This is a genomic window from Bacillus sp. N13C7, from assembly GCF_026790065.1.
Classification (GTDB): Bacteria; Bacillota; Bacilli; order Bacillales; family Bacillaceae; genus Bacillus.
In genome coordinates, this window is the sequence record NZ_JALAMO010000005.1 from 325,558 (window position 1) to 346,115 (window position 20,558).

26 protein-coding genes are annotated in these 20,558 nt (G+C 41.2%); all 26 read right to left on the minus strand.

Features of this window, described 5'->3' with window-relative positions; translation table 11 throughout:
- Positions 1-17: 17 nt before the first annotated feature.
- Complete coding sequence (gene flhB / locus MOB98_RS06480) at positions 18-1,103, minus strand: flagellar biosynthesis protein FlhB (protein WP_268360763.1); 1,086 nt, start codon at positions 1,101-1,103, stop codon at positions 18-20.
- Positions 1,103-1,882, minus strand: coding sequence for a flagellar biosynthetic protein FliR (gene fliR, locus MOB98_RS06485; RefSeq protein ID WP_268360761.1), 780 nt, complete (start codon positions 1,880-1,882; stop codon positions 1,103-1,105). Before fliR ends, flhB begins: the two co-directional genes overlap by 1 nt.
- A gap of 7 nt (positions 1,883-1,889) precedes the next feature.
- Entirely contained in the window at positions 1,890-2,159 is a 270-nt protein-coding gene (fliQ, locus tag MOB98_RS06490; protein WP_014113798.1) for a flagellar biosynthesis protein FliQ, read from the minus strand.
- 14 nt (positions 2,160-2,173) lie between these two features.
- Positions 2,174-2,839 (minus strand): flagellar type III secretion system pore protein FliP, encoded by a 666-nt coding sequence (fliP, locus tag MOB98_RS06495; protein WP_268360760.1) that lies wholly within the window; start codon positions 2,837-2,839, stop codon positions 2,174-2,176.
- Entirely contained in the window at positions 2,832-3,491 is a 660-nt protein-coding gene (gene fliZ, locus MOB98_RS06500; protein ID WP_268360759.1) for a flagella biosynthesis regulatory protein FliZ, read from the minus strand. The genes fliP and fliZ overlap by 8 nt, the downstream gene beginning before the upstream one ends.
- A gap of 14 nt (positions 3,492-3,505) precedes the next feature.
- Complete coding sequence (gene cheY / locus MOB98_RS06505) at positions 3,506-3,868, minus strand: chemotaxis protein CheY (RefSeq protein ID WP_003220882.1); 363 nt, start codon at positions 3,866-3,868, stop codon at positions 3,506-3,508.
- Between the two features lie 25 nt (positions 3,869-3,893).
- A complete protein-coding gene (gene fliY, locus MOB98_RS06510; protein ID WP_268360758.1) occupies positions 3,894-5,036 on the minus strand; it encodes a flagellar motor switch phosphatase FliY in 1,143 nt (380 codons plus the stop codon).
- Entirely contained in the window at positions 5,026-6,024 is a 999-nt protein-coding gene (gene fliM / locus MOB98_RS06515) for a flagellar motor switch protein FliM (RefSeq protein WP_003220879.1), read from the minus strand. Before fliM ends, fliY begins: the two co-directional genes overlap by 11 nt.
- Positions 6,025-6,057: 33 nt before the next feature.
- Positions 6,058-6,480, minus strand: coding sequence for a flagellar basal body-associated protein FliL (fliL, locus tag MOB98_RS06520; protein ID WP_019258401.1), 423 nt, complete (start codon positions 6,478-6,480; stop codon positions 6,058-6,060).
- A complete protein-coding gene (gene swrD / locus MOB98_RS06525; RefSeq protein WP_268360757.1) occupies positions 6,477-6,692 on the minus strand; it encodes a swarming motility protein SwrD in 216 nt (71 codons plus the stop codon). Before swrD ends, fliL begins: the two co-directional genes overlap by 4 nt.
- A gap of 39 nt (positions 6,693-6,731) precedes the next feature.
- Entirely contained in the window at positions 6,732-7,526 is a 795-nt protein-coding gene (gene flgG, locus MOB98_RS06530; RefSeq protein ID WP_268360755.1) for a flagellar basal body rod protein FlgG, read from the minus strand.
- 20 nt (positions 7,527-7,546) lie between these two features.
- Positions 7,547-7,969, minus strand: coding sequence for a flagellar hook assembly protein FlgD (flgD, locus tag MOB98_RS06535; protein WP_268360754.1), 423 nt, complete (start codon positions 7,967-7,969; stop codon positions 7,547-7,549).
- A complete protein-coding gene (locus MOB98_RS06540; RefSeq protein ID WP_268360753.1) occupies positions 7,966-9,429 on the minus strand; it encodes a flagellar hook-length control protein FliK in 1,464 nt (487 codons plus the stop codon). The genes flgD and MOB98_RS06540 overlap by 4 nt, the downstream gene beginning before the upstream one ends.
- Positions 9,430-9,441: 12 nt before the next feature.
- Complete coding sequence (locus tag MOB98_RS06545) at positions 9,442-10,056, minus strand: MotE family protein (protein ID WP_268360752.1); 615 nt, start codon at positions 10,054-10,056, stop codon at positions 9,442-9,444.
- Between the two features lie 11 nt (positions 10,057-10,067).
- The gene (gene fliJ / locus MOB98_RS06550) at positions 10,068-10,511 is read right to left on the minus strand and encodes a flagellar export protein FliJ (RefSeq protein ID WP_268360750.1); all 444 of its coding nucleotides are present in this window, start codon (positions 10,509-10,511) and stop codon (positions 10,068-10,070) included.
- A gap of 2 nt (positions 10,512-10,513) precedes the next feature.
- Positions 10,514-11,830, minus strand: coding sequence for a flagellar protein export ATPase FliI (fliI, locus tag MOB98_RS06555; protein WP_268360749.1), 1,317 nt, complete (start codon positions 11,828-11,830; stop codon positions 10,514-10,516).
- On the minus strand, positions 11,827-12,579 hold the full coding sequence (gene fliH / locus MOB98_RS06560) for a flagellar assembly protein FliH (protein ID WP_268360747.1): 753 nt from the start codon (positions 12,577-12,579) through the stop codon (positions 11,827-11,829). The genes fliI and fliH overlap by 4 nt, the downstream gene beginning before the upstream one ends.
- Positions 12,572-13,588 carry a flagellar motor switch protein FliG gene (gene fliG / locus MOB98_RS06565; protein ID WP_014663967.1) on the minus strand — a complete coding sequence of 339 codons (1,017 nt, stop codon included), beginning with the start codon at positions 13,586-13,588 and terminating at the stop codon, positions 12,572-12,574. Before fliG ends, fliH begins: the two co-directional genes overlap by 8 nt.
- A 12-nt stretch (positions 13,589-13,600) precedes the next feature.
- Positions 13,601-15,211, minus strand: a complete 1,611-nt coding sequence (gene fliF / locus MOB98_RS06570) for a flagellar basal-body MS-ring/collar protein FliF (RefSeq protein WP_268360746.1) — start codon at positions 15,209-15,211, stop codon at positions 13,601-13,603.
- Between the two features lie 45 nt (positions 15,212-15,256).
- Positions 15,257-15,577, minus strand: a complete 321-nt coding sequence (gene fliE / locus MOB98_RS06575) for a flagellar hook-basal body complex protein FliE (protein ID WP_268360745.1) — start codon at positions 15,575-15,577, stop codon at positions 15,257-15,259.
- 11 nt (positions 15,578-15,588) lie between these two features.
- Complete coding sequence (gene flgC, locus MOB98_RS06580) at positions 15,589-16,041, minus strand: flagellar basal body rod protein FlgC (RefSeq protein WP_268360743.1); 453 nt, start codon at positions 16,039-16,041, stop codon at positions 15,589-15,591.
- On the minus strand, positions 16,041-16,430 hold the full coding sequence (gene flgB / locus MOB98_RS06585; protein ID WP_268360742.1) for a flagellar basal body rod protein FlgB: 390 nt from the start codon (positions 16,428-16,430) through the stop codon (positions 16,041-16,043). The genes flgC and flgB overlap by 1 nt, the downstream gene beginning before the upstream one ends.
- A 381-nt stretch (positions 16,431-16,811) precedes the next feature.
- The gene (gene codY, locus MOB98_RS06590; RefSeq protein WP_003220850.1) at positions 16,812-17,591 is read right to left on the minus strand and encodes a GTP-sensing pleiotropic transcriptional regulator CodY; all 780 of its coding nucleotides are present in this window, start codon (positions 17,589-17,591) and stop codon (positions 16,812-16,814) included.
- Positions 17,592-17,630: 39 nt separating this feature from the next.
- Positions 17,631-19,034, minus strand: coding sequence for an HslU--HslV peptidase ATPase subunit (hslU, locus tag MOB98_RS06595; protein ID WP_419900966.1), 1,404 nt, complete (start codon positions 19,032-19,034; stop codon positions 17,631-17,633).
- Positions 19,035-19,050: 16 nt separating this feature from the next.
- Positions 19,051-19,596 carry an ATP-dependent protease subunit ClpQ gene (gene clpQ / locus MOB98_RS06600; RefSeq protein WP_003238555.1) on the minus strand — a complete coding sequence of 182 codons (546 nt, stop codon included), beginning with the start codon at positions 19,594-19,596 and terminating at the stop codon, positions 19,051-19,053.
- 12 nt (positions 19,597-19,608) lie between these two features.
- Positions 19,609-20,523, minus strand: a complete 915-nt coding sequence (xerC, locus tag MOB98_RS06605) for a tyrosine recombinase XerC (RefSeq protein WP_268360410.1) — start codon at positions 20,521-20,523, stop codon at positions 19,609-19,611.
- Between the last annotated feature and the right edge of the window lie 35 nt (positions 20,524-20,558).

Consider the following 20,558-nt stretch of genomic DNA (forward strand, 5'->3'; position numbering starts at 1 on the left):
CTTTTAAATCGAAAAATTCAATATACTTTTTGTTTTGTCTTATATACGTAGGCCAGAATTTCTGCCAAGACTTTAAAAAATTCTTCCGGCACTGCCTGGTCGATTTCCACCTGATCATATAACGCACGGGCAAGCGGTCTGTTTTCTACCATCATGACATCATGCTCTTTAGCAATTTTCCTGATTTTTAACGCCAGGTGGTCAACACCTTTTGCAACAATATAAGGAGCGTCCATTTTTTCTTCATCATATTTCAGGGCAATCGCATAGTGAGTCGGGTTTGTGATAATGACATCTGCTTTTGGAACTTCCTGCATCATCCGCCTCATCGCCATTTCCCGCTGTCTTTGCTTAATTTTAGACTTGATAATCGGGTCACCTTCAGATTTTTTGTACTCATCTTTTATATCTTGTTTTGACATTTTGATATTTTTCTCATAGTCAAATCGCTGATATAAATAATCGAGTCCCGCAAGAATCAACAAAGCTCCTGCACCGCTCAGTCCCATCCACAGGGTGAGTTTTGAAACAAAAGAAAGTGCCTCTTCGGGTGTCAGAAGCGGGAGCCGGAGAATTTCTCCGTAATGCAGCCAAAGCACAGCGAATGCCGCAAAACCGACAACTGCAATTTTCAATATGGATTTAATCAGCTCTACAATCGCCCTCATACTGTATATTCGTTTAAAGCCTTTGATCGGGTCCAATTTTTCAAGCTTAGGCTGTATGACTTCAGCAGAAAACAAGAACCCAACCTGCATATAGTTGCTTACGACCCCTGCAACAAGAGCGACAAGCAAAATCGGTGCTAGGATCATGCCCGTATCTTTCAATAAACTGATAAACAGTGTATGGACATTTGATTCAGAGAGCTTCATTGTGAGCGAATCGGTATAAAATGTTTCTATAAATGACAGAAGCTTATCTCTCATATACGGGCCAATCGCAATAAGCGAAAGGAAAACTACTAGTAAAGAAACCGCAGTATTGACATCCGAGCTTTTTGCTACCTGCCCTTTTTTTCGTGTATCCTTTCGTTTTTTCGGAGTGGCTTTTTCAGTCTTTTCTCCCGCAAAAAACTGCAGGTCAATTCTAAGCTGCTTCATTAAGAAACACCGACCAATGCTAAAAGATTCCGCATCGTTTCAATCGTTAAACTGAAGACATTCCGAACAACGACGAAGATAACGGACATACAAAAAATGAGCATGATGAAACTGACAGCGATCTTTAAAGGCAGACCGACCACAAATACGTTTAATTGCGGAACAGTTCGAGCCACGATGCCTAATGCTAAGTCAACAAGAAACAAACTGGCCACCACCGGAGCTGACATTTGAAAAGCGATAATAAACATTGCATTAAAGCTTTTCGCTATAAAATAAGCAAACTTTTCATCGCCGAAATTCGGAAACGCCTGATCAACTGAAATGTATTGAAAGCTGTAGTAAATGCCGTCCAGCAGCAAATGGTGGGCATTGACACTCAGCATAAACAAAAGTGCCATCGTATAAATAAACTGCCCGATCAGCGGACTTTGTGCACCGGTTTGCGGATCGATAACGTTCGCAATTGAAAATCCCATTTGAAAATCTATAAAAGAGCCGGCAATCTGAACTGCGGCAATCATCATATAAGCGATTAAGCCTAGACAAAGACCAACCAAAGCTTCTTTACACACCAGGAGCATATATTGCCCATCTATCTCCAAAGAGGGAGGCTTATCAATGGTGCTGAAACAAATAACCGCGAGAAAAAAAGCAAATCCAATACGATGAACAGCTGGCACATTCCGGTGTCCGAAAAGCGGAATCGTTACAAAAAAAGCAGAGATTCTAATAAAAACCAATAAAAAAGCAGGAAATAAATCAATAATCGAATTCATCGCTACATTACCCTGCAAAACGATTTAAATTAGAAAACAGCTCTGTTGTAAATGAAAGAATGGTCGATAGCATCCATGGTCCAAAAAAAATCAGGGCCAGAAGAACCGCCACGATTTTCGGAATAAACGCCAGAGTCTGTTCCTGTATTTGAGTTGTCGCCTGAAAGATGCTGACGATTAAACCGACCAGTAAAGCAATAGCCAGCAATGGCGCGCTGATCATCAGTGTTACGTATACGGCTTTTTCCGCCATAGAAATTACAAATTCTGAACTCACGTTTAGCACCTACCCTAAAAGCTCTGAAGCAAAGATTTCACAATTAAATACCAGCCGTCTACTAAAACAAAAAGTAATATTTTAAAGGGCAGAGAAATCATAACTGGAGGGAGCATCATCATTCCCATTGACATTAAAACGCTCGCCACTACCATATCTATAATTAAAAATGGAATAAAAATCATAAAACCTATTTGAAACGCTGTTTTGAGCTCCGATATGGCAAAAGCGGGAACCATTGTTGTGAGCGGAATATCCTTTAATGATTCGGGTTTATCCATTTTCGCGTAATTCATAAACAGCGCCAAATCCTTCTGCCTTGTGTGTTTACTCATAAATTCCTTAATCGGTTCCTCAGCTTTTGTATACGCTTCGTCCAAGCTGATTTTGTTGTCCATCAATGGCGTCAGCGCTTCTTTATTAATCTCTGAAAAAGTAGGAGCCATAATAAAAAACGTTAAAAACAGCGCCAGCCCGATAAGAACCTGGTTTGGCGGCATAGACTGCGTCGCCAGTGAAGTCCTGACAAATGACAGTATAATGACGATGCGAGTAAAACAAGTCATAAGAATCAATATTCCAGGCGCCACTGAAAATACAGTTAACAATAATAGTAATTTAACAGTTGAACTTACGTTTTCCGGATCGCTTGAACTGAAAATATTTATAAACTCATTCATGATGACGTGGGCCTTTCTTCTTTCCTTCAGAACGGTTTTGTTTTAACTCTTCAAGCTGCTCTTTCAATGCTTTTGAAAATGAAGGCAGTTTCTGCTGCGGCTGATTCTCAGATCCCTTCAGCGGCTTCACAAGCTTTTGCCACTCTATTTTGCTTGACATCGCCTCTTCATGCTGGCTGAGAATGACTTCAATCTCTTTTTCATCCTCAATTTCTTTCAGCAGCTGGATTGTTTCCCCTACGCCGACGACGAGCACGCTGTTTCCGACTTTGACCAATTGGATTGACCTGTTTTGTCCGACCGATGTGCCGCCAATATTTTCAACATATTGAAAAGGCTTGAGGAGCCGATTTCTTTTGTTCATCAGCTTAACCAGCGCGTAAATCAGCACGATAACAAACAGTAAAGCGAAAATCATCTTCACAAAATCAAAAGCTGAAACAGAAGGAGCAGCCGCTCCCTCCGTCTCATCAGCAGTTTGTGTTGTTTTTTCTTCCTTTTGCTCTGACTTATCTGCATTTTTTTCATCTTTTTTTTGAAACCATTCGTTTACAGTTGAATTATCAGAGTCTGCCGCGTCAGCAGCAATCGGATGTACACTGAATAAAACGAAAAAACAAATAAAAGCAATGAAATATTGACTCTTTTTCAACAGTCGTACACCCTTTAACTTAATGTTTTGTTAATTGCTTCAAGCACCCGGTCTGCCTGGAAAGGTTTTACGATGAAATCCTTAGCACCGGCCTGAATGGCATCGATAACCATCGATTGCTGTCCCATAGCTGAGCACATAATGATTCTTGCCTGTGCATCAATTTGTTTAATTTCTTTTAATGCAGAAATACCATCCATTTCCGGCATCGTGATATCCATCGTAACAAGATCAGGAGAATGCTCTTTATATTTTTCTACTGCTTGTGCTCCATTTTCAGCTTCCGCTACTACTTCAAAACCGTTTTTCACCAAAATGTCTTTAATCATCATTCGCATAAATGCTGCGTCATCTACAATTAAAATTCTGTGTGCCATAATCTATCTCTCTCCTTGTGTTTCGTTATTTTAAATTATTAATGCGCTCTGCCTGGCTTAAAATGTCAGTGACTCGTACTCCGAAGTTTTCTTCAATCACTACGACTTCACCTTTGGCAACGATACGCTGATTAACTAAAATATCTACCGGCTCACCGGCTAATTTATCAAGCTCAATAATACTTCCGGCAGAAAGCTCCAAAATCTCTTTTACGCTTCTCTTCGTTCTGCCAAGCTCAACAGTAATCGAAAGCGGGATATCCAAAAGCATATCCAGATTGTTAATAGGAGCTTGCGAAGCCTCGTTTGGATCAAAAGCGGAAAATTCAACCGGTGAAACCTGAACTGGTGCTGCTTTTTTCGCTGTTCCCTGCCTTTTCGGCGGCTGTTGTGGTTGCTGTTGCTGCGGTTCAATGCGCGGCTCTGGCGTCACAGGCTCCTTCGGCTGTTCATATGTAACATTAGGCAGCGGCGTTGTGTCTTCCTCTGCACTTCCTGAGTTCATAAGGCTTGAAATTAAATCCTTTGCAAATGTCAGTGGGTAAAGCTGCATAATGCTGGAATCTATTAATTCTCCCACCTTTAAGTTAAAAGAAACTTTCACCAGCATTTCATCATCAGGAATACGGTCTGTTCCCTTTTCTTCAGTGACATCGAGCAGTTCAACCCGAGGCGGTGAAATATCAATTTTTTTACTGAATACAGTAGACATTGATGTGGCTGCAGATCCCATCATTTGGTTCATTGCTTCTTGAACCGCACTTAAATGGATTTCACCCAGTGAAGGGTCCGCGCCTTTTCCGTCTCCACCGATCATTAAGTCAGCAATGATCGCCGCGTCATTTTGTTCCACGACCAGCAGATTGCTGCCGCTGAAGCCCTCCGTATAATTCACTTCAATCGCTACATACGGTTCAGGAAACGCATCGCTGATTTTACTTCTAGGAATGACAGTTACGCTTGGAGTCGTAATATCGACTTTTTGATTTAAAAGTGTTGATAGTGCTGTCGCAGAACTGCCGAATGAAATATTTCCAATTTCACCGATCGCATCACGCTCCATTTCCGATAAGTCATGTACTTCCAGAACCTCTGGCTCATCCAGCGTGCTGCCAGTGCCATTAAGAAGCGCGTCAATCTCATCTTGAGATAATCTATTATTCTCCATCTTGTTCACCTCTTATGTCGTGATCTAAAATTTGCACTGCCTGTTTTCGATTCACCCGGCCGGCTTGTCCTAAAAATTTCGGCTTATCTCCGACCAATACAGTAAGAGGATCCGTGACTGATTTGTCCAAAGTTATGCAGTCTCCGACTTCTAAACTTAAAAACTCTTCTATTGTCAGTTCAGATGTGCCGAGCTCGGCCACGACAGGTATTTGTGCTGTCATGATACGTTTTTCAAGCGACTTTGTTTCCTCAGGCTTTGGCTCATTTCTATCTGATTGCATCCAATAGTGGACTGAAAGCTTCGGTATGAGCGGCTCGAGGACGATATGCGGAATACAGAGATTAATGACACCGCTGATTTCACCGATTTGGGTATTGAGTGAGATGACCACGACTGTTTCATTAGGGGATACCATCTGAACGAATTGCGGGTTCACTTCAAACTCAGTCATTTCCGGTTCAATATCAGCAATTGACTGCCAAGCTTCTTTATAATTCCCCAGTGCATTTTCAAATAAATTAGAAATGATTTTTGTTTCAATTTCTGTCAAGCTGTCCACCTTATTATGACTGATGCCAATACCGCCCATGACGCGATCCATCATCGTATAAGCAATCGTCGGGTTAACCTCCATCATAATTCTGCCTTCCATCGGATGGACATCAAACAGATTCAAAATCGTCATGTTCGGGATGGATCTGATAAATTCCTCATACGGGACCTGGTCAACAGAACTGACAGATATGTGAATATAGGTTCTGAGCTGAGCAGAAAAGTGAGTAGTAAGAAGTCTTGCAAAATTGTCATGAATTCTCGTTAAACTGCGGATCTGATCCTTAGAAAAACGCAGCGCACGTTTGAAATCATAGACCTTTACTTTCTTCTCCTTTTCTTCTTTTTTCAGCTCTTCAGCATCCATTTCACCAGTTGATATTGCAGAAAGCAGTGCATCTATTTCATTTTGGGAGAGAACTTCTCCTGACATTTTCCTCACCTCCGTATTCTGTCAAATTATGCTTTATTGCAGATTAAAGGAGGTAATATACACTTTTTCTACTTTTCCTTCTTGGAGGTAGCTATTTATTTTATCTTTTAGTTCCTTCTTAAAGGTTTCTTTTCCCTTGTCTCCCTCAATCTCATCAGCATTCGTATCTGCCAGCAGTGATATTACTGCATCCTTCACTTGGAAGTCACGTTTCTCAAGCTCTTCTTTTGATTTATCAGAATCAGTTTCAAGTTTAATAGCAAGACGGATAATATTATCAGACTTTAAATTTGTTGTGATCTCTTCTACATCAACAGAAGATGCAACGATTTCATCAATACTTTTTTTCGCTTCACTTTTTTCGGACTTACCGCCTAGAACAAAATAAGCCGCAGCACCGAGAGCACCAATTATGATAAGAATAATTAGTAAAATGATCATTAATTTTTTCTTCATTCCGGTTCCTCTATTCCTTGATCCATTGAAAATATTTGTATGTTTCGGTAGAAAGATGCGATCCTTTCCAGAACAGCTTCTTCATCTTCTTTTACTACAAACTTCTTACCATTTGACAGAGTGATTGTAGTATCCGGAAAGCATTCAATCTGTTCAATAAATAGCGCATTCAGTGTAAAGGGCTGCCCATTCAAACGGGTTACTTTAATCATAAAACAGCGGAGAAGCGATTACTCGCCTCCCCTCCCTCCTTAACGTTTAAGGTTAACCAGTTCTTGAAGGATTTCATCAGATGTTGTAATAATTTTCGAGTTTGATTGGAATCCGCGCTGGGCAACGATCATTTCAGTAAATTCGTCAGTTAAATCAACGTTAGACATTTCGAGAAACCCTGATTTAAGGGAACCTGTACCCCCATCACCAGGCTGGTTAGCTGCACTCGCCGTTCCAGAGTTTAAAGATTCTCGATACAAGTTATTTCCGATTTTATCCAAACCGTCACTGTTTGCAAATGTAACAATCCCGATTTGCCCGCCGTCTTGAGTCTTACCGCCTGCATCAACGATTGATACCTTTCCATCAGAACCAATGCTGAAGCTTTGTGCATCAGTAGGAATTTGAATTGTGCCCCCAGTCATATTTAACACATGGTAGCCATCACCGGTAACCAGTGTTCCGGTATTATCTAAATAGAAGTTTCCTGCTCTTGTATAAGCCGTTCCGTCGCCTGTATCAATTCTAAAGTAACCGTCTCCGTCAATCGCTAAATCAAGTGTTCTTCCTGTGTTTTGTGTCGCACTTGTTGAATGAATTGTATCAATTGTGCCAGAAGATGAACCTAAACCGATTTGCTTAGAGTTCGTACCTCCAATTGCCCCTCCAGCCGCAGAACCGCCGGCAATCGTTTGGCTTACCATATCTTTAAAGGTAACACGGCTCTTTTTGAAACCAACTGTATTCACATTGGCAATGTTGTTACCAATAACGTCAAGCTTTGTTTGAAAGTTTTTCATACCGCTGATTCCAGAATAAAGTGAACGTAACATAATGTATTCCTCCAGATTTTTTATTTAGAAGATTGTTCTACAGACAACACATGCGACGGACTGATTTCAGTACCATCACTTAGAACGAGATAATATTTTCCTTTTGACTGCTTTACTGAGCTTACCGTGCCTGTTTTTTCTGTTGCACCTCCGTCAGCAGTCCAAGAAACTTCTTTGCCCATCCAGTCTAGGTATGTGGTAAACGGATCTTGTTTTTCGACGAATTGAGTCATTGTAGTGTTCAGATTCATCATTTGCTCCAGACTCGAAAAAGTCGCCATCTGACTGATAAATTCTTTATCATCAACCGGGTTGAGCGGATCTTGGTTTTGGACTTGGGTCATTAATATTTTTAAAAACTCATCTTTCCCCAAGCTGCTGTTGTTAGTCGACACAGTGTTCGTTTTTTCAGGCAGTTTATATTCTGAACTTATAGAAGTCATTCTTCTTCCTCCATTTCAACCATCGACACTTCATCGAGCAGATCGTCAAAATCAGTTGATTGTTTTTTCTGTCTTTGCTGTTTCTGCCCCTCTTGCTGCTGTTTCTGTTCATCTGAGAGCTGGCCGTATATCGGCTGATCTGCGCTCTGAACCGGGAGAGTAAAACGGTCAATTTGGACAGCCATATTCGGCAATGATTGCTTGAGCTGAGGAAGATGCTGTTCAAGCAGTTCTTTTGCTGATTGGCTAGATGCAATAATTTTACTCTGGAACATCCCATTTTCATTTGTCAGCTTGATCGTGACAAATCCTAAATGTTCGGGGTTCAGCCGAATGGTGAAACTTCCCGTCGATCTGCCGAAAGGCGTATATTTCATCTGCTTCCACGCATTGATCACTTGATCAGCCACCGTTTTGGTTTCTGCGGTCGGTAAATCTGATGAGAGCTGATGCAGATCAAATGTTTGAACTCCTCCAATGCCCCGATACCCTGAAAAGAGCATGTGGAGCCCTGATTTACTATCTACAGGCTGAATACTTCCTGATACATCCAAAGCACGTTTGCTGGATGAACTTTGCGGGAGCGGTGCGAGGACACGCTTTCCAAAGTCTTGCGATGATTCGGATGATTTCGTTAACAAGAAAGCTTTCAGCTGACTTTCTGCTACATTCCATTCTTTAGTCCCTTTTTGAGGAAGCATAGACATTTGTTCCATTAAGCTTTGAAAGCTTTTCAGCTCTGACGCTGTCATCGAGTAAAGTTTTGAGCTCGATTCATCTTTAGTGAATATTTGCTGTTTAAGATCCTGAATAAGCTGCTGAGATACGCCTTTTTTTTCAAGAGAAGAAAGAAATTGATCTCCATTCTGATAAACAACATGAGCTTCATTGCCATTCCCGCGTTCAGCCAGCTTATTCCCTTCCAGCAGCTGACTAATGAACACCTGGAGAACGATAAGTTCTTTCTTGTCCTCAGATCCTTCATTCTCTTGATTTGATTGCTCTGTATCAGACTTCAGTTCTCCATTAGTGTCAGCAGCAGAATCATTGGCATCCAGGGCTGTTTTACCTTCTGAAATGATTTTCCCTGCTTCTGAAAGTAATTCATCCGTCCCGCCGGACATTTTTAGTTCAACTGTCTGCAACAAGTTCTCCAGCATTTGCTGAGCAGTTGTATCCAACTGCATTCCTGTTAGTTTGCTTAATGTTTGCAGAAGTTCAGCGTGTTGTTTGTCCTGATCCTCGGGACTTGCTTTTAGCCAATCACTGATCTTTTTAAGCGAATCTGCCAAAAGCTGGTCGCTGGAATTAGGAGTTCCCTTTCCTTCTTCTGAGATTTCCTTCAATCCAGCCTCAGACATCAGCCAGTTTTGAAAAACTCCCTGGTTATTTTTCAGGCTTTTAGCCGCAGGTCCCGCTGTGGTTTGCAGCAAAGGTCCCGCCAATTCAAGCAGCTTCACCTTTAATTCCCCCTATTCTTGGCTGGCAGCAATTTTTTCTGTATAGGTTGCCGCTTGCTCAGGAGTCATTTTCGCCAATATGTCAGCAAGCTGCTTTTTGCTTAGACCATTCAATATTTTCAGCGCTTCTTGCTCCTTTAATTGGGTAATAATTTTAGCAGCCTTTCCGCTGTCCATGCTTTTATAAACACTAATCACTTTGTCATCCTTAGAAGATGAATTCGAACCTGATGTTCCTTCATTATTATTTTCTGACGACTTTTTTTGATCTTCCGCCGTCTTTTCCAGTGAGCGGATCTTTTGGTTGAGCCTGTCGATTTCAGATTTACTCGTCTCTAAATCTTTATTCAATATACTGATTTCACTTTTTTGATTCTTAATCGTCTTTTCGAGAGCTGCTGTATTACTGCTATCCTTACTTGATGCTGTGTCTTTAGTATTTTCGGCTTCAGGAACCAATTCTTTAAGAACCGGCGTTTTTGCCGCAGCTTCCTGTATCGGCTTTAAGACATTGACACCAGCAGCCCAAAGAACAATCCCCCCTGCGATGAAAAGAAACATCAGCGGGAGGATAACGATAAGCAAAACCGAACGGAACTTACCTGATTCTTTCTTTTTGCCGGACATTACATTCGCTCCTAATGGCCTTGAATCATAAACTGCTTGATCGAAATATCGTCCATTTCTTTCATCTCTGCAGCTTTGTCTTCAAGAGCAAACATTTTAAACTGTTTTTCACGCATTTTTTCAAACTTTTTCACTTCTATATTTTTCTCTGTTAAAATTTCTTGTTTTTGATTCATTTGATTTCTTTTCATCATGACAAGTTTTTGATAGTGATAAATCGTATTATCAAGGTTTGAGACAAATTGCTGGTAATGCCTCATTTCCTGTACACTCATGCCGCTTTTTAATTTCTTTTCCTTATTTTGTTCAAGCAATTCCTTCTTGCTCATATTCTCATATAATTTTTCAGCAACATTTTCAAATTCAGAAACTGATTGCTGATACTCTGATAAGGATTGATCTTTCTCATTTTCTTTTAGTTCCAGCAGCTTTTGGAATCTAAATTGATAGGCCACGTTTATTCCTCATTTCCTGTCAAACTAGTTAATGCCGCAATGCTTTCTTCCAATAATGCTGATTCGTCCGTTCCCTGTTTTAAAAATTGAATAAGCTGCGGGTAAAATTGTATCGCTTCATCAATTTCCCTGGAGGATCCTCTTTTGTAAGCTCCAATATTAATGAGATCTTCTGAATTTTGATATGTCGATAGAAGTTCACGGAATTTATTTGCTGCGTCTAGGTGTTGTTTTGTCGATATGTTTGACATCACCCTGCTGATGCTTTTCAGCACATTAACTGCAGGAAACTGGCCTTTGTTGGCAAGCGCCCTGTCCAATACAATATGTCCGTCTAAAATACCGCGAACAGTGTCAGCAATCGGCTCATTCATGTCATCCCCGTCTACCAATACCGTATAAAACGCTGTAATGGTTCCGTATTCATTTGCACCCGTTCGTTCTAATAAACGAGGTAAAATAGCGAACACAGAAGGTGTATAGCCTTTTGTCGTCGGTGGTTCTCCGGCAGCCAGCCCAATTTCACGCTGCGCCATTGCCACCCTTGTAACAGAGTCCATCATAAACATGACATTTTGGCCTTTATCGCGGAAATACTCAGCAATAGCTGTCGCTGTATATGCCGCTTTCAATCTCATTAATGCTGGCTGATCTGAGGTGGCCACAACTACAATCGATCGTTTCAGCCCTTCTTCTCCCAGATCTTTTTCAATAAATTCACGAACCTCACGTCCGCGTTCCCCGACAAGTGCAATGACGTTTAAGTCAGCCTCTGTCTGCTTGGCGATCATCCCCATTAATGTGCTTTTACCGACACCGCTCCCAGCAAAAATCCCTATCCGCTGGCCTTTACCGACTGTCAGCAAGCTATCGATTGATCTGACCCCGATACCCATCTTTTCCCGGATAGGCGGCCGTTTCATCGGGTTGGGAGGTGATTGCTCTGTCGATACAGGCGATAGCCCTTTCGGCAGCAGTTTTCCGTCAAGCGGCTCACCAAAAGCATCAATGACCTGTCCAATCAGTCCAGCTCCCACTTTAACCCGAAGAGATTCACCAGTGGCTTCTACAATACTGCCGGGCGCAATGCTTGCAGCCTCTAAGTAAGGCATAAGCAAAATATTTTCTTCCTGGAAGCCGACAACCTCAGCTTTAATGACTTTACCGGATTGCCCTTTTGCATAAATCAGGCACACGTCGCCAATTGAGCTAGCAGGCCCTTTTGATTCAATCATCAGGCCGATCACCCGTTTCACTTTTCCGTATCGTTTATACGAGTCCGTTATTTCTATACAATCGATCAGACTCTGTGTCTTCATTCAGCTGCACCCGCTTCCAGCGCTGTCAGAAGTTTATCTTTCAATTGCATTAATTGAGTGTCTACGCTGGCATCTACTCTGCCAAAAGGAGTTTCTACATAACAGGATCCTTTTTGAGCTTTTTCATCAGCATATATGCCAAGCCGGCATTCTTTATAAAGAAGCTGCAGGATTTCATCTTTTTGCTGATAAACCGTCTCGTAGTAATATGGATCCACATATATTGATATATCGTCATATTCCTTTACTTCGTTTACAACCTCTTTCACCAGCAGGAGAAACGCCTCTTTATCATCAGATTTTTGCTGCCATACTTTTTTAGCCAGTGCAACGGCAAGCTCAACGATTTCTTCAGAAGCATCTTCAAGCTTATCCTCAACAGCTTTTCTGGACATTTTAGTTATGCTGTTCGCTTGGTCGATCAGCTCAGCATACTGCTGAAGCGCCTCTGCTTTGCCTAATGCCACACCTTGTTCAAAGCCCTCAGCTTTTGCTTCCTCGATAAGCTTTTGTTTTTCAGCAGCCCATTCATTTTTTTCCTGTTCAATTTGGCGGCGAATATTTTCTATATGGCTGTTGGCCTGCTGAGAAATCCGGTCAGCTTCTTCTTTCACTCTGGCCATAAGCGCTTCTGGCTGCTCTTCGGCCTGCAAAAGGTGAGAATGCTCGATACGCACCTCTTGTATAGAGAGTTTTCTTCTTTCCTTTTGTGGAGAAAAAGATGATTCTTGTTTAATGATATTAGACAATAATATCGTCCCCTCCGCCTCTTGCTATTACAATTTCACCGGCTTCTTCAAGCTTTCTGACGATGCTTACAATCCTTGATTGAGCCTCTTCTACATCTTTCAAACGTACAGGGCCCATAAATTCCATTTCTTCTTTGAAGGTTTCAACCATACGCTGGGACATATTGCTGAATACAATTTCTTTGACTTCCTCGCTCGCAACCTTTAATGAAAGGAGCAGATCGTCGTTCTCAACATCGCGAATGACTCTCTGAATGGCGCGGTTATCAAGTGTAACAATGTCTTCAAAGACAAACATACGCTTTTTAATTTCTTCAGCAAGATCGGGATCCTGAATTTCCAATGAATCCAAGATCGTCTTCTCTGTTCCTCTGTCTACCCCGTTTAACACTTCCACAACAGCTTCAATTCCGCCTGTTTGTGTATAATCCTGAGTAAATGCAGAAGATAATTTTTGTTCAAGAATCCGTTCCACCTCATTAATAATTTCTGGTGACGTTCTGTCCATGACCGCAATTCTTCTCGCGACCTCAGCCTGCACTTCAGGATTCAGCTCCGATAAAATTTGCCCAGCTTGCACAGGATCTAAATAAGACAAGATTAAAGCCATCGTCTGCGGATGCTCTTGCTGTATAAAATTCAAAATTTGTTCAGGCTCTGCTTTTCTGGCAAAATCAAACGGTTTAACCTGTAAAGAAGAAGTCAGCCTGTTTAAAATGTTTTCCGCCTTGTCCTCACCAAGCGCCTTCTCAAGAACTTGTCTCGCATAGCTTAGACCGCCTTGAGAAATATAATCTTGCGCAATGGCTATATTATGAAATTCTTCTATAATTTCATCCTTTTTTTGATGATCGACACTTCGAACACCTGATATTTCCAGGGTAAGCCTTTCAATTTCTTCATCGGTTAAGTGCTTATATACAGAAGCTGACACGTCTAACCCCAAGGAAATCATGAGAATGGCTGCTTTTTGTTTTCCTGTAAGCTTATCTTGATCACGTCTCGCCATTTCTAATTCCTCCTAATCCTCGGCCAGCCAGCTTCTCAGCAGTTTTGCAAAATCTTCCGGCTTGTCTTTCGCCATCTTTTCAAGCTGTTTTCGTCTGACTGTTTCCGCTGTTTCATTTTCCTCTTCGTTGATATCAGGCAGATTAATCGGTTCTTGAGGAACCTCATATTCATACTCCTCATATTCATCCTCTTGCGCTCGTTTCTTTCTGACAAGCATAATAATGAGAACGATGATCGCTGCGATTAAAACACCGCCTACGATATATGCCCATAGCGGGATACCAGATGATTTCTCCGTATTTGTATCCAAATTGACTTTTCCGTCAAACGGCTGAACGGAGACCACAATTTTATTATTAATATCTTGATCAGAAAGGTTCTGGTTTTGTGTTGCGTCCTTATCCAGTGATGTTCTGACAACAGTTGAAAGGATTTTTTGTATATCATCCTGTCTTTCAGTTGATAGCGACGCTGTGTTTTTGGCATCAGGCGGCTCTACCATGACTTGAATCCCCAAATCTCTGATTTTATATGGGCTTTCAGCGATTTCTTTATGGATTCTGTTCACTTCATAATTGATTTTATTACTGCTTTTTTCGTAGTTCCCACTTTCGGTATTTTCACCGTCAGCTTGATAATTAGTTACATCCTCGTCCCCGGTTCCGGCGGTTCCGCCATTGGCTGCACCGTCACCCTGGTATGTTTCAGATACCTTTTCCGCGCTGACTGCAATGCCTTCCATGTTTTCTTTATCAACAGGTTCGACTATATCTTCTGTACGATTTTCTTTCGTGAAATCAATGTCCGCTGTAACGGAGACAACGACTTTATCTTGTCCCATCATCGTTCCAAGCAGTGACTGAACATGTTTTTGAATGTCTTTTTCAACTTGGGACTTAATTCCCTGCTGTGAAGAATAACTATCCGCGTAGGACCCTGCATCGCTGTCTGATTTGTCGTAGTATGTAGAATTTTGGTCCATGATGACAATGTTATCTTCTTTTAAGTTCGGCACACTTTTCGATACCAGATGATACAATCCGTTGATCTGGCTTTGATCAAGTGTATAGCCCGGCTGAATCTGCAGAACGATTGATGCAGATGCTGCAGATTGCTCCTCACCGACAAACACAGCGTCTTTCGGGAGGTTAATCATTACTTTTGAATTTTTGATACCGTCCATTTCATTGATCAAATTTGACAGTTCTGTCTGTGTGGCTTTCACTTTCACCATATCAAACTCATTGTCTGTCAAACCAAACCCGGCATTTTGCCCAAAAAATGAATAGTCAATCGATCCGGTTTTAGGCAGTCCTTCCGCAGCCAGCTGGACTTTCAATGAATCAACCTGGTCCTCCGGAACGCTAATCACTGTACCGCCATTCGAAAGTTCGTTCGGCACTTTTTTCGCATCCAGCTCTTCTTTGATTTTGCCTGCTTCTTCGGCAGACAAATCTTTGTACAGCGGCGCCATTTTTGTGCTTGAAGCAAAAACGCTAATAATAATTCCAAGAATAATAACTGCCGCTAAAGCACTAACCATTAAAATCTTTTGTGATTTAGATCTGTTTTTCCAAAACTCACTCGTTTTGTTTTTCATTTGCATTAGAGTACGATTCATGTTAACCCCCGGTCATTCCACTCTTTCTCTTAATCGTCAGACCCCCTACATTTGCATTCTCATAATCTCCTGATACGCTTCCACAGCTTTATTGCGGAACTCTGTTGCAGCCGTCAGAGAGATGCTTGCTTTTTGAGCGGCTATCATGACCTCATCAAGATTTACATCTTTTCCTGCAGCTAAGGCATTAGTCATGTTGTCAGAAGCTATTTGGGACTCATTTAACGAACTAATAGAGTTTTTTAAAAGCTCCGAAAAGCTTGTTTGATTTGAAGAATCTGTTTTTTGGCTATTGTTTACTTGATTTGTTGCATTTTGAGTGTTTTGAGTATTTTGAACCTGAAAAGGAGAAATTGCATTAATCACATTCATTCACCTTACTTTCCGATTTCTAACGCCTTCATCAGCATTCCCTTTGTGGCATTCATCGCAGTGACATTCGCCTCGTATGATCTGGTGCTGCTGACAAGGTCAACCATTTCCTTTAATGGATCAACATTAGGCTTTTGTACATATCCCTCAGCATTTGCATCAGGGTCTGTCGGATCATAAACAAGATTAAAATTCGAATCATCTTCTGTGATTTTTGAAACTTTCACACCGCTTCCAGCATTGCCGCTTCCGCTCATCTGTGAATTGAGAATAGAAGAGAACGATTCACCCTTTGACTGAAGAGAAACCATTTTTCTTCTGTAAGGCACCCACTCTCCGTTCACCTGCTTAGCTCTTGTCGTATCCATATTAGCCAAGTTAGACGACACCACGTCCATTCTGACACGCTGAGCAGTTAAAGCTGATGCTGAAACGTTTAAGCTATGAAAAGCTGTCATCATTTTCCTCCTGTTAATACGGTCTTCAGCGAATTAAATTTGCCGTTCATTCTTTCAACTAAAGCTTGATAGTTGATTTGATTTTGCGCTAATTCTGTCATCTCTTTGTCAACATCAACATTGTTTCCATTTTGCTGATACGATGTATTCTTGCTTGTTACGATTGAATAATTCGAATCAGTATCAGAAAAATCAACATGACGATAGTCTGTTTTTATCGCATCAAGACGAGAGGATTCTTGATCTAATAAATTTTGGAAAGAAACTTTTTTTGCCTTATAGTTCGGTGTATCTATATTAGCGATATTATTAGTTATGACTTTTTGCTTAATATCCGCTCTGCTCAAGGCATTTTCAAGATTTTGTATCGTTCCAGAAAATAAGCCCAAATCCACTTACCTCCATTTCAGTTTTTTTCACCCTCAATATCCTTGTCGAGAATTGTAAAACTATATGCTTATTGTAAGAAATAACAGGCATAAAGTCTATGAAGATCGTGTAAAAAAATGTGCTCACAATTATCTATTTTATAACTAGGTATATAGTCCTAGATTATTTGAACTATGTTTCCCGCTTTGATATAAGCCTGAAAATAGCAGAATTTCTGTTTTTTCTTTATTATTTTCGACATTTTTGAGTTTTTTTGAAGATAATTGTAAGCTTTATTAAAATTATTACAAAGAAAGACTTTAAACCCAGGAAATAAAGCTTATCAATTTCCTTTATTTGAGTATAAAAAAGAACCCCTTTTTAAGGGGTTCTTTCTGTCATTAATGAGATTTTAGATTTTCTAACTCAATTAGGAATTTGTTGTTAAGAACTTTGATATACGTACCTTTCATTCCTAATGATCTTGACTCGATAACACCCGCACTTTCCAGCTTTCTGAGTGCGTTCACAATAACAGAGCGGGTAATGCCGACGCGATCTGCGATTTTACTTGCAACGAGAAGACCTTCGTTTCCGTCAAGCTCTTCAAAAATATGTTCAATCGCTTCAAGCTCACTATAAGAAAGAGAGCTGATAGCCATTTGCACGACAGCTTTGCTTCTTGCTTCCTCTTCGATTTCTTCTGCTTTTTCTCTCAGGATCTCCATTCCAACAACCGTAGCACCATATTCAGCAAGAATTAAATCATCGTCATTAAATTGGTCCTGTAAACGTGAAAGAATGAGTGTTCCCAATCTTTCTCCGCCTCCGATAATCGGTACAATTGTTGTTAAACCAGCTTGGAACAGGTCTCTGTTCTCAACGGGAAAAGCAGTATATTCACTGTTAATATCCAAGTTAGAAGATGTTTCAGGGACATTAAACAGATTTTTTGTATATTCCTCAGGGAATTGGCGATCCTCAAGCATTTTTTTCATACGATCATTTTCAATTTGCTGGTTAATAGAATATCCAAGGAGTTTGCCTCGGCGGCTTACAACGAAAATATTGGAATCAATTACATCCCGCAATGTCTCCGCCATTTCCTTGAAGTTTACCGGTTTTCCTGCTGCAGCCTGCAGCATGGAGTTAATAATTCTTGTTTTTTGTAATAAAGCCATGATAAATAATCCTCCTAAACATTCCTCTTATTAAATTTTTCACAATATAAATTGACTTAAATCTTTGTTTTTGGCTATCGTTCCGAGCTTTTCTTCGACATACTGTGGTGTAATCGTTATTTTCTCCATTGTTACATCAGGAGCTTCAAACGACAGATCTTCTAATAGACGTTCAAGTATTGTATGAAGGCGTCTCGCACCGATATTATCTGTGTCCTGGTTCACATGATAAGCAACTTCAGCAATCTTATGAATAGCTTCGTCAGAAAATTCAAGAGATATACCTTCTGTCTGCAATAAAGCCTGGTATTGTTTCAGCAGCGCATTATCCGGCTCAACCAAAATTCTCACGAAGTCGTCTACCGTCAGTTTGCTCAGTTCTACACGAATCGGGAAACGCCCCTGCAACTCAGGAATCAAATCAGATGGTTTGGCCATATGAAACGCTCCTGCTGCAATAAATAACACATGGTCTGTTTTTACTGATCCATACTTAGTGACAACAGTAGAACCCTCAACGATCGGGAGAATGTCCCGCTGAACGCCTTCCCTTGATACATCGGCAGAGGATGACGCGCCGCCGTTTTTTGCAATTTTATCAATCTCGTCGATAAAGATAATGCCGCTCTCTTCTGCTCTCTGAACAGCTTCCTGGCTGACTTCATCCATATCAATGAGTTTGCTTGCTTCTTCATTTGTCAGGACTTTTCTGGCTTCTCTGACGGTCATTTTGCGCCGTTTCTTTTTCTTTGGCATTAGTCCGCTCAATGCGTCCTGCATGTTCATGCCCATCTGCTCCATACCCGAGCCCTGCAGCATATCAAACATAGAAGGCTGCTGCTCTTCGACTTCTACTGTTACATAGTAGTCTTCAAGCTCTCCTAAAGCCAGCTGATGCGCCATGCGTTTTCTTTTTTCTTCAATGTTTGCTTCTTCCTGACTCTCTGCCTCATCTTCACCATTCGGCTGGCTGCCGCCAAAAAACATTTCAAACGGATTTTTCACGCCTGATTGTTTTTTCTTCCCAGGAACTAACAGACGAACAATGCGTTTGTTGGCATTTTCTTCTGCCTGCTCCTTTACTTCATTCATTTTCTCTTCTTTTATAAGCCGAACGGACGTCTCCACAAGGTCTCTGACCATTGATTCAACATCCCTGCCTACATAGCCGACTTCGGTGAATTTTGTTGCTTCAATTTTAATAAATGGCGCACCTGAAAGCTTGGCGATACGTCTGGCAATTTCAGTTTTTCCAACGCCGGTAGGCCCCATCATTAAAATGTTTTTCGGAACGACCTCGTCCTTCAGCTTTTCATCCAGAAGACTTCTTCTATAGCGGTTTCTTAATGCCACGGCGACAGCTTTTTTCGCGTTTTGCTGACCGACAATATATTGGTCTAACCGATCTACAATCTGTCTTGGTGTTAACGGATTTTTTTCCATGCGCCTCAAGTCCTTTCTATTCAAGCTCTTCCAGTATGATTTGATCGTTCGTGTAAACACAAATTTCGCCTGCTGTTTCTAACGCGGCTCTAGCAATCTCACTTGCAGACATGCTTTCACCGGCATGCTTTTTCAAAGCTCTTCCGGCTGCCAAAGCGTAATTGCCTCCTGATCCAATCGCGAGAATGCCGTCATCTGGTTCGATCACCTCGCCTGTTCCCGATACGAGAAGCAAGGTATCCTGATTCATCACAATCAGCATGGCTTCAAGCTTTCTAAGCACTTTGTCGCTGCGCCATTCTTTTGCAAGCTCAACAGCCGCCCGTTTTAAGTTGCCGTTATACTCTTCAAGCTTAGCTTCAAACTTTTCGAATAAAGTGAAAGCGTCTGCAACAGATCCCGCAAACCCAGCAAGAACCTTCCCATTAAACAGTTTTCTTACTTTTCTCGCAGTATGTTTCATGACAACAGCCTGACCAAACGTCACTTGGCCGTCTCCGGACATTGCACTTCGTCCCTTATGCTGGACGGCGAATATTGTGGTCGCATGAAAAGATGACATAAAGGGCCTCCTTTAATTTTTCTTAAAAGCTCTTGGATGGTGAGACATATATGTGTTTCTCAACATTTCCTTCGAAACGTGCGTGTATATCTGTGTCGAAGACAGATTGGAATGCCCGAGCAGTTCTTGAACGCTCCTCAAATCCGCTCCTTCGTTTAACAGATGAGTGGCGAACGTATGTCGAAGCATATGCGGATGGATATGTAAAGTGCCGGACGCTTTTTGGACAAGCCCGCTTAAAATATGTCTGATACCTCGGGCTGTAAGCGGTCCGCCTCTTTGATTCACAAATAATAGATCGTGAGGTTCTTTTGCTTTTATCAGCAAGCACTGCCTTCCGCTATTCATATATCTATCCAACGCTTCGCGGGCGTAAGACCCAAAAGGGATATAGCGCTGCTTCTTGCCTTTACCGTGAACAAGCACAGTGTCCATAAATAAATCTACATCGCTGACAGTTATGGAACAGCATTCACTGACCCTCATTCCGGTGGCATAAAGAAGCTCTAACAGCGCTTGATCCCTCATTCCGGCCGGCTGGCTTATATCTGAAACTTCAAACAGTTCTTCAAGCTCTTTTTGATAGAGAAACTTCGGTATCCGTTTCTCTTGTTTCGGCAAGTGAACAAGCTGAAACGGATTTTCTTCAACAAGCTTTTCTCGCATCAGGAATTTATAAAAGCTTCTCAATGCAGATATCTTTTTGCTTATTGTTCGTCTCGATAAACCTTTTTCATAGGCTTCTGTCAAAAAAATCCTAGTATCTTGATATGCAGCTTCTTCAAATCCATTTATACCTTGAACGCGCAGGAAAGTCTCGAATTCTTCAATTGAATCCACATAATTCACAATAGTATATTGTGAATAATTTTTTTCAATTTGTAAATATTCAACGAATAACTTTACGAAATTCTTAACATTCTCCATGCCTAATTCCTCCCCAGAAAGGGCTTTTAAATGGT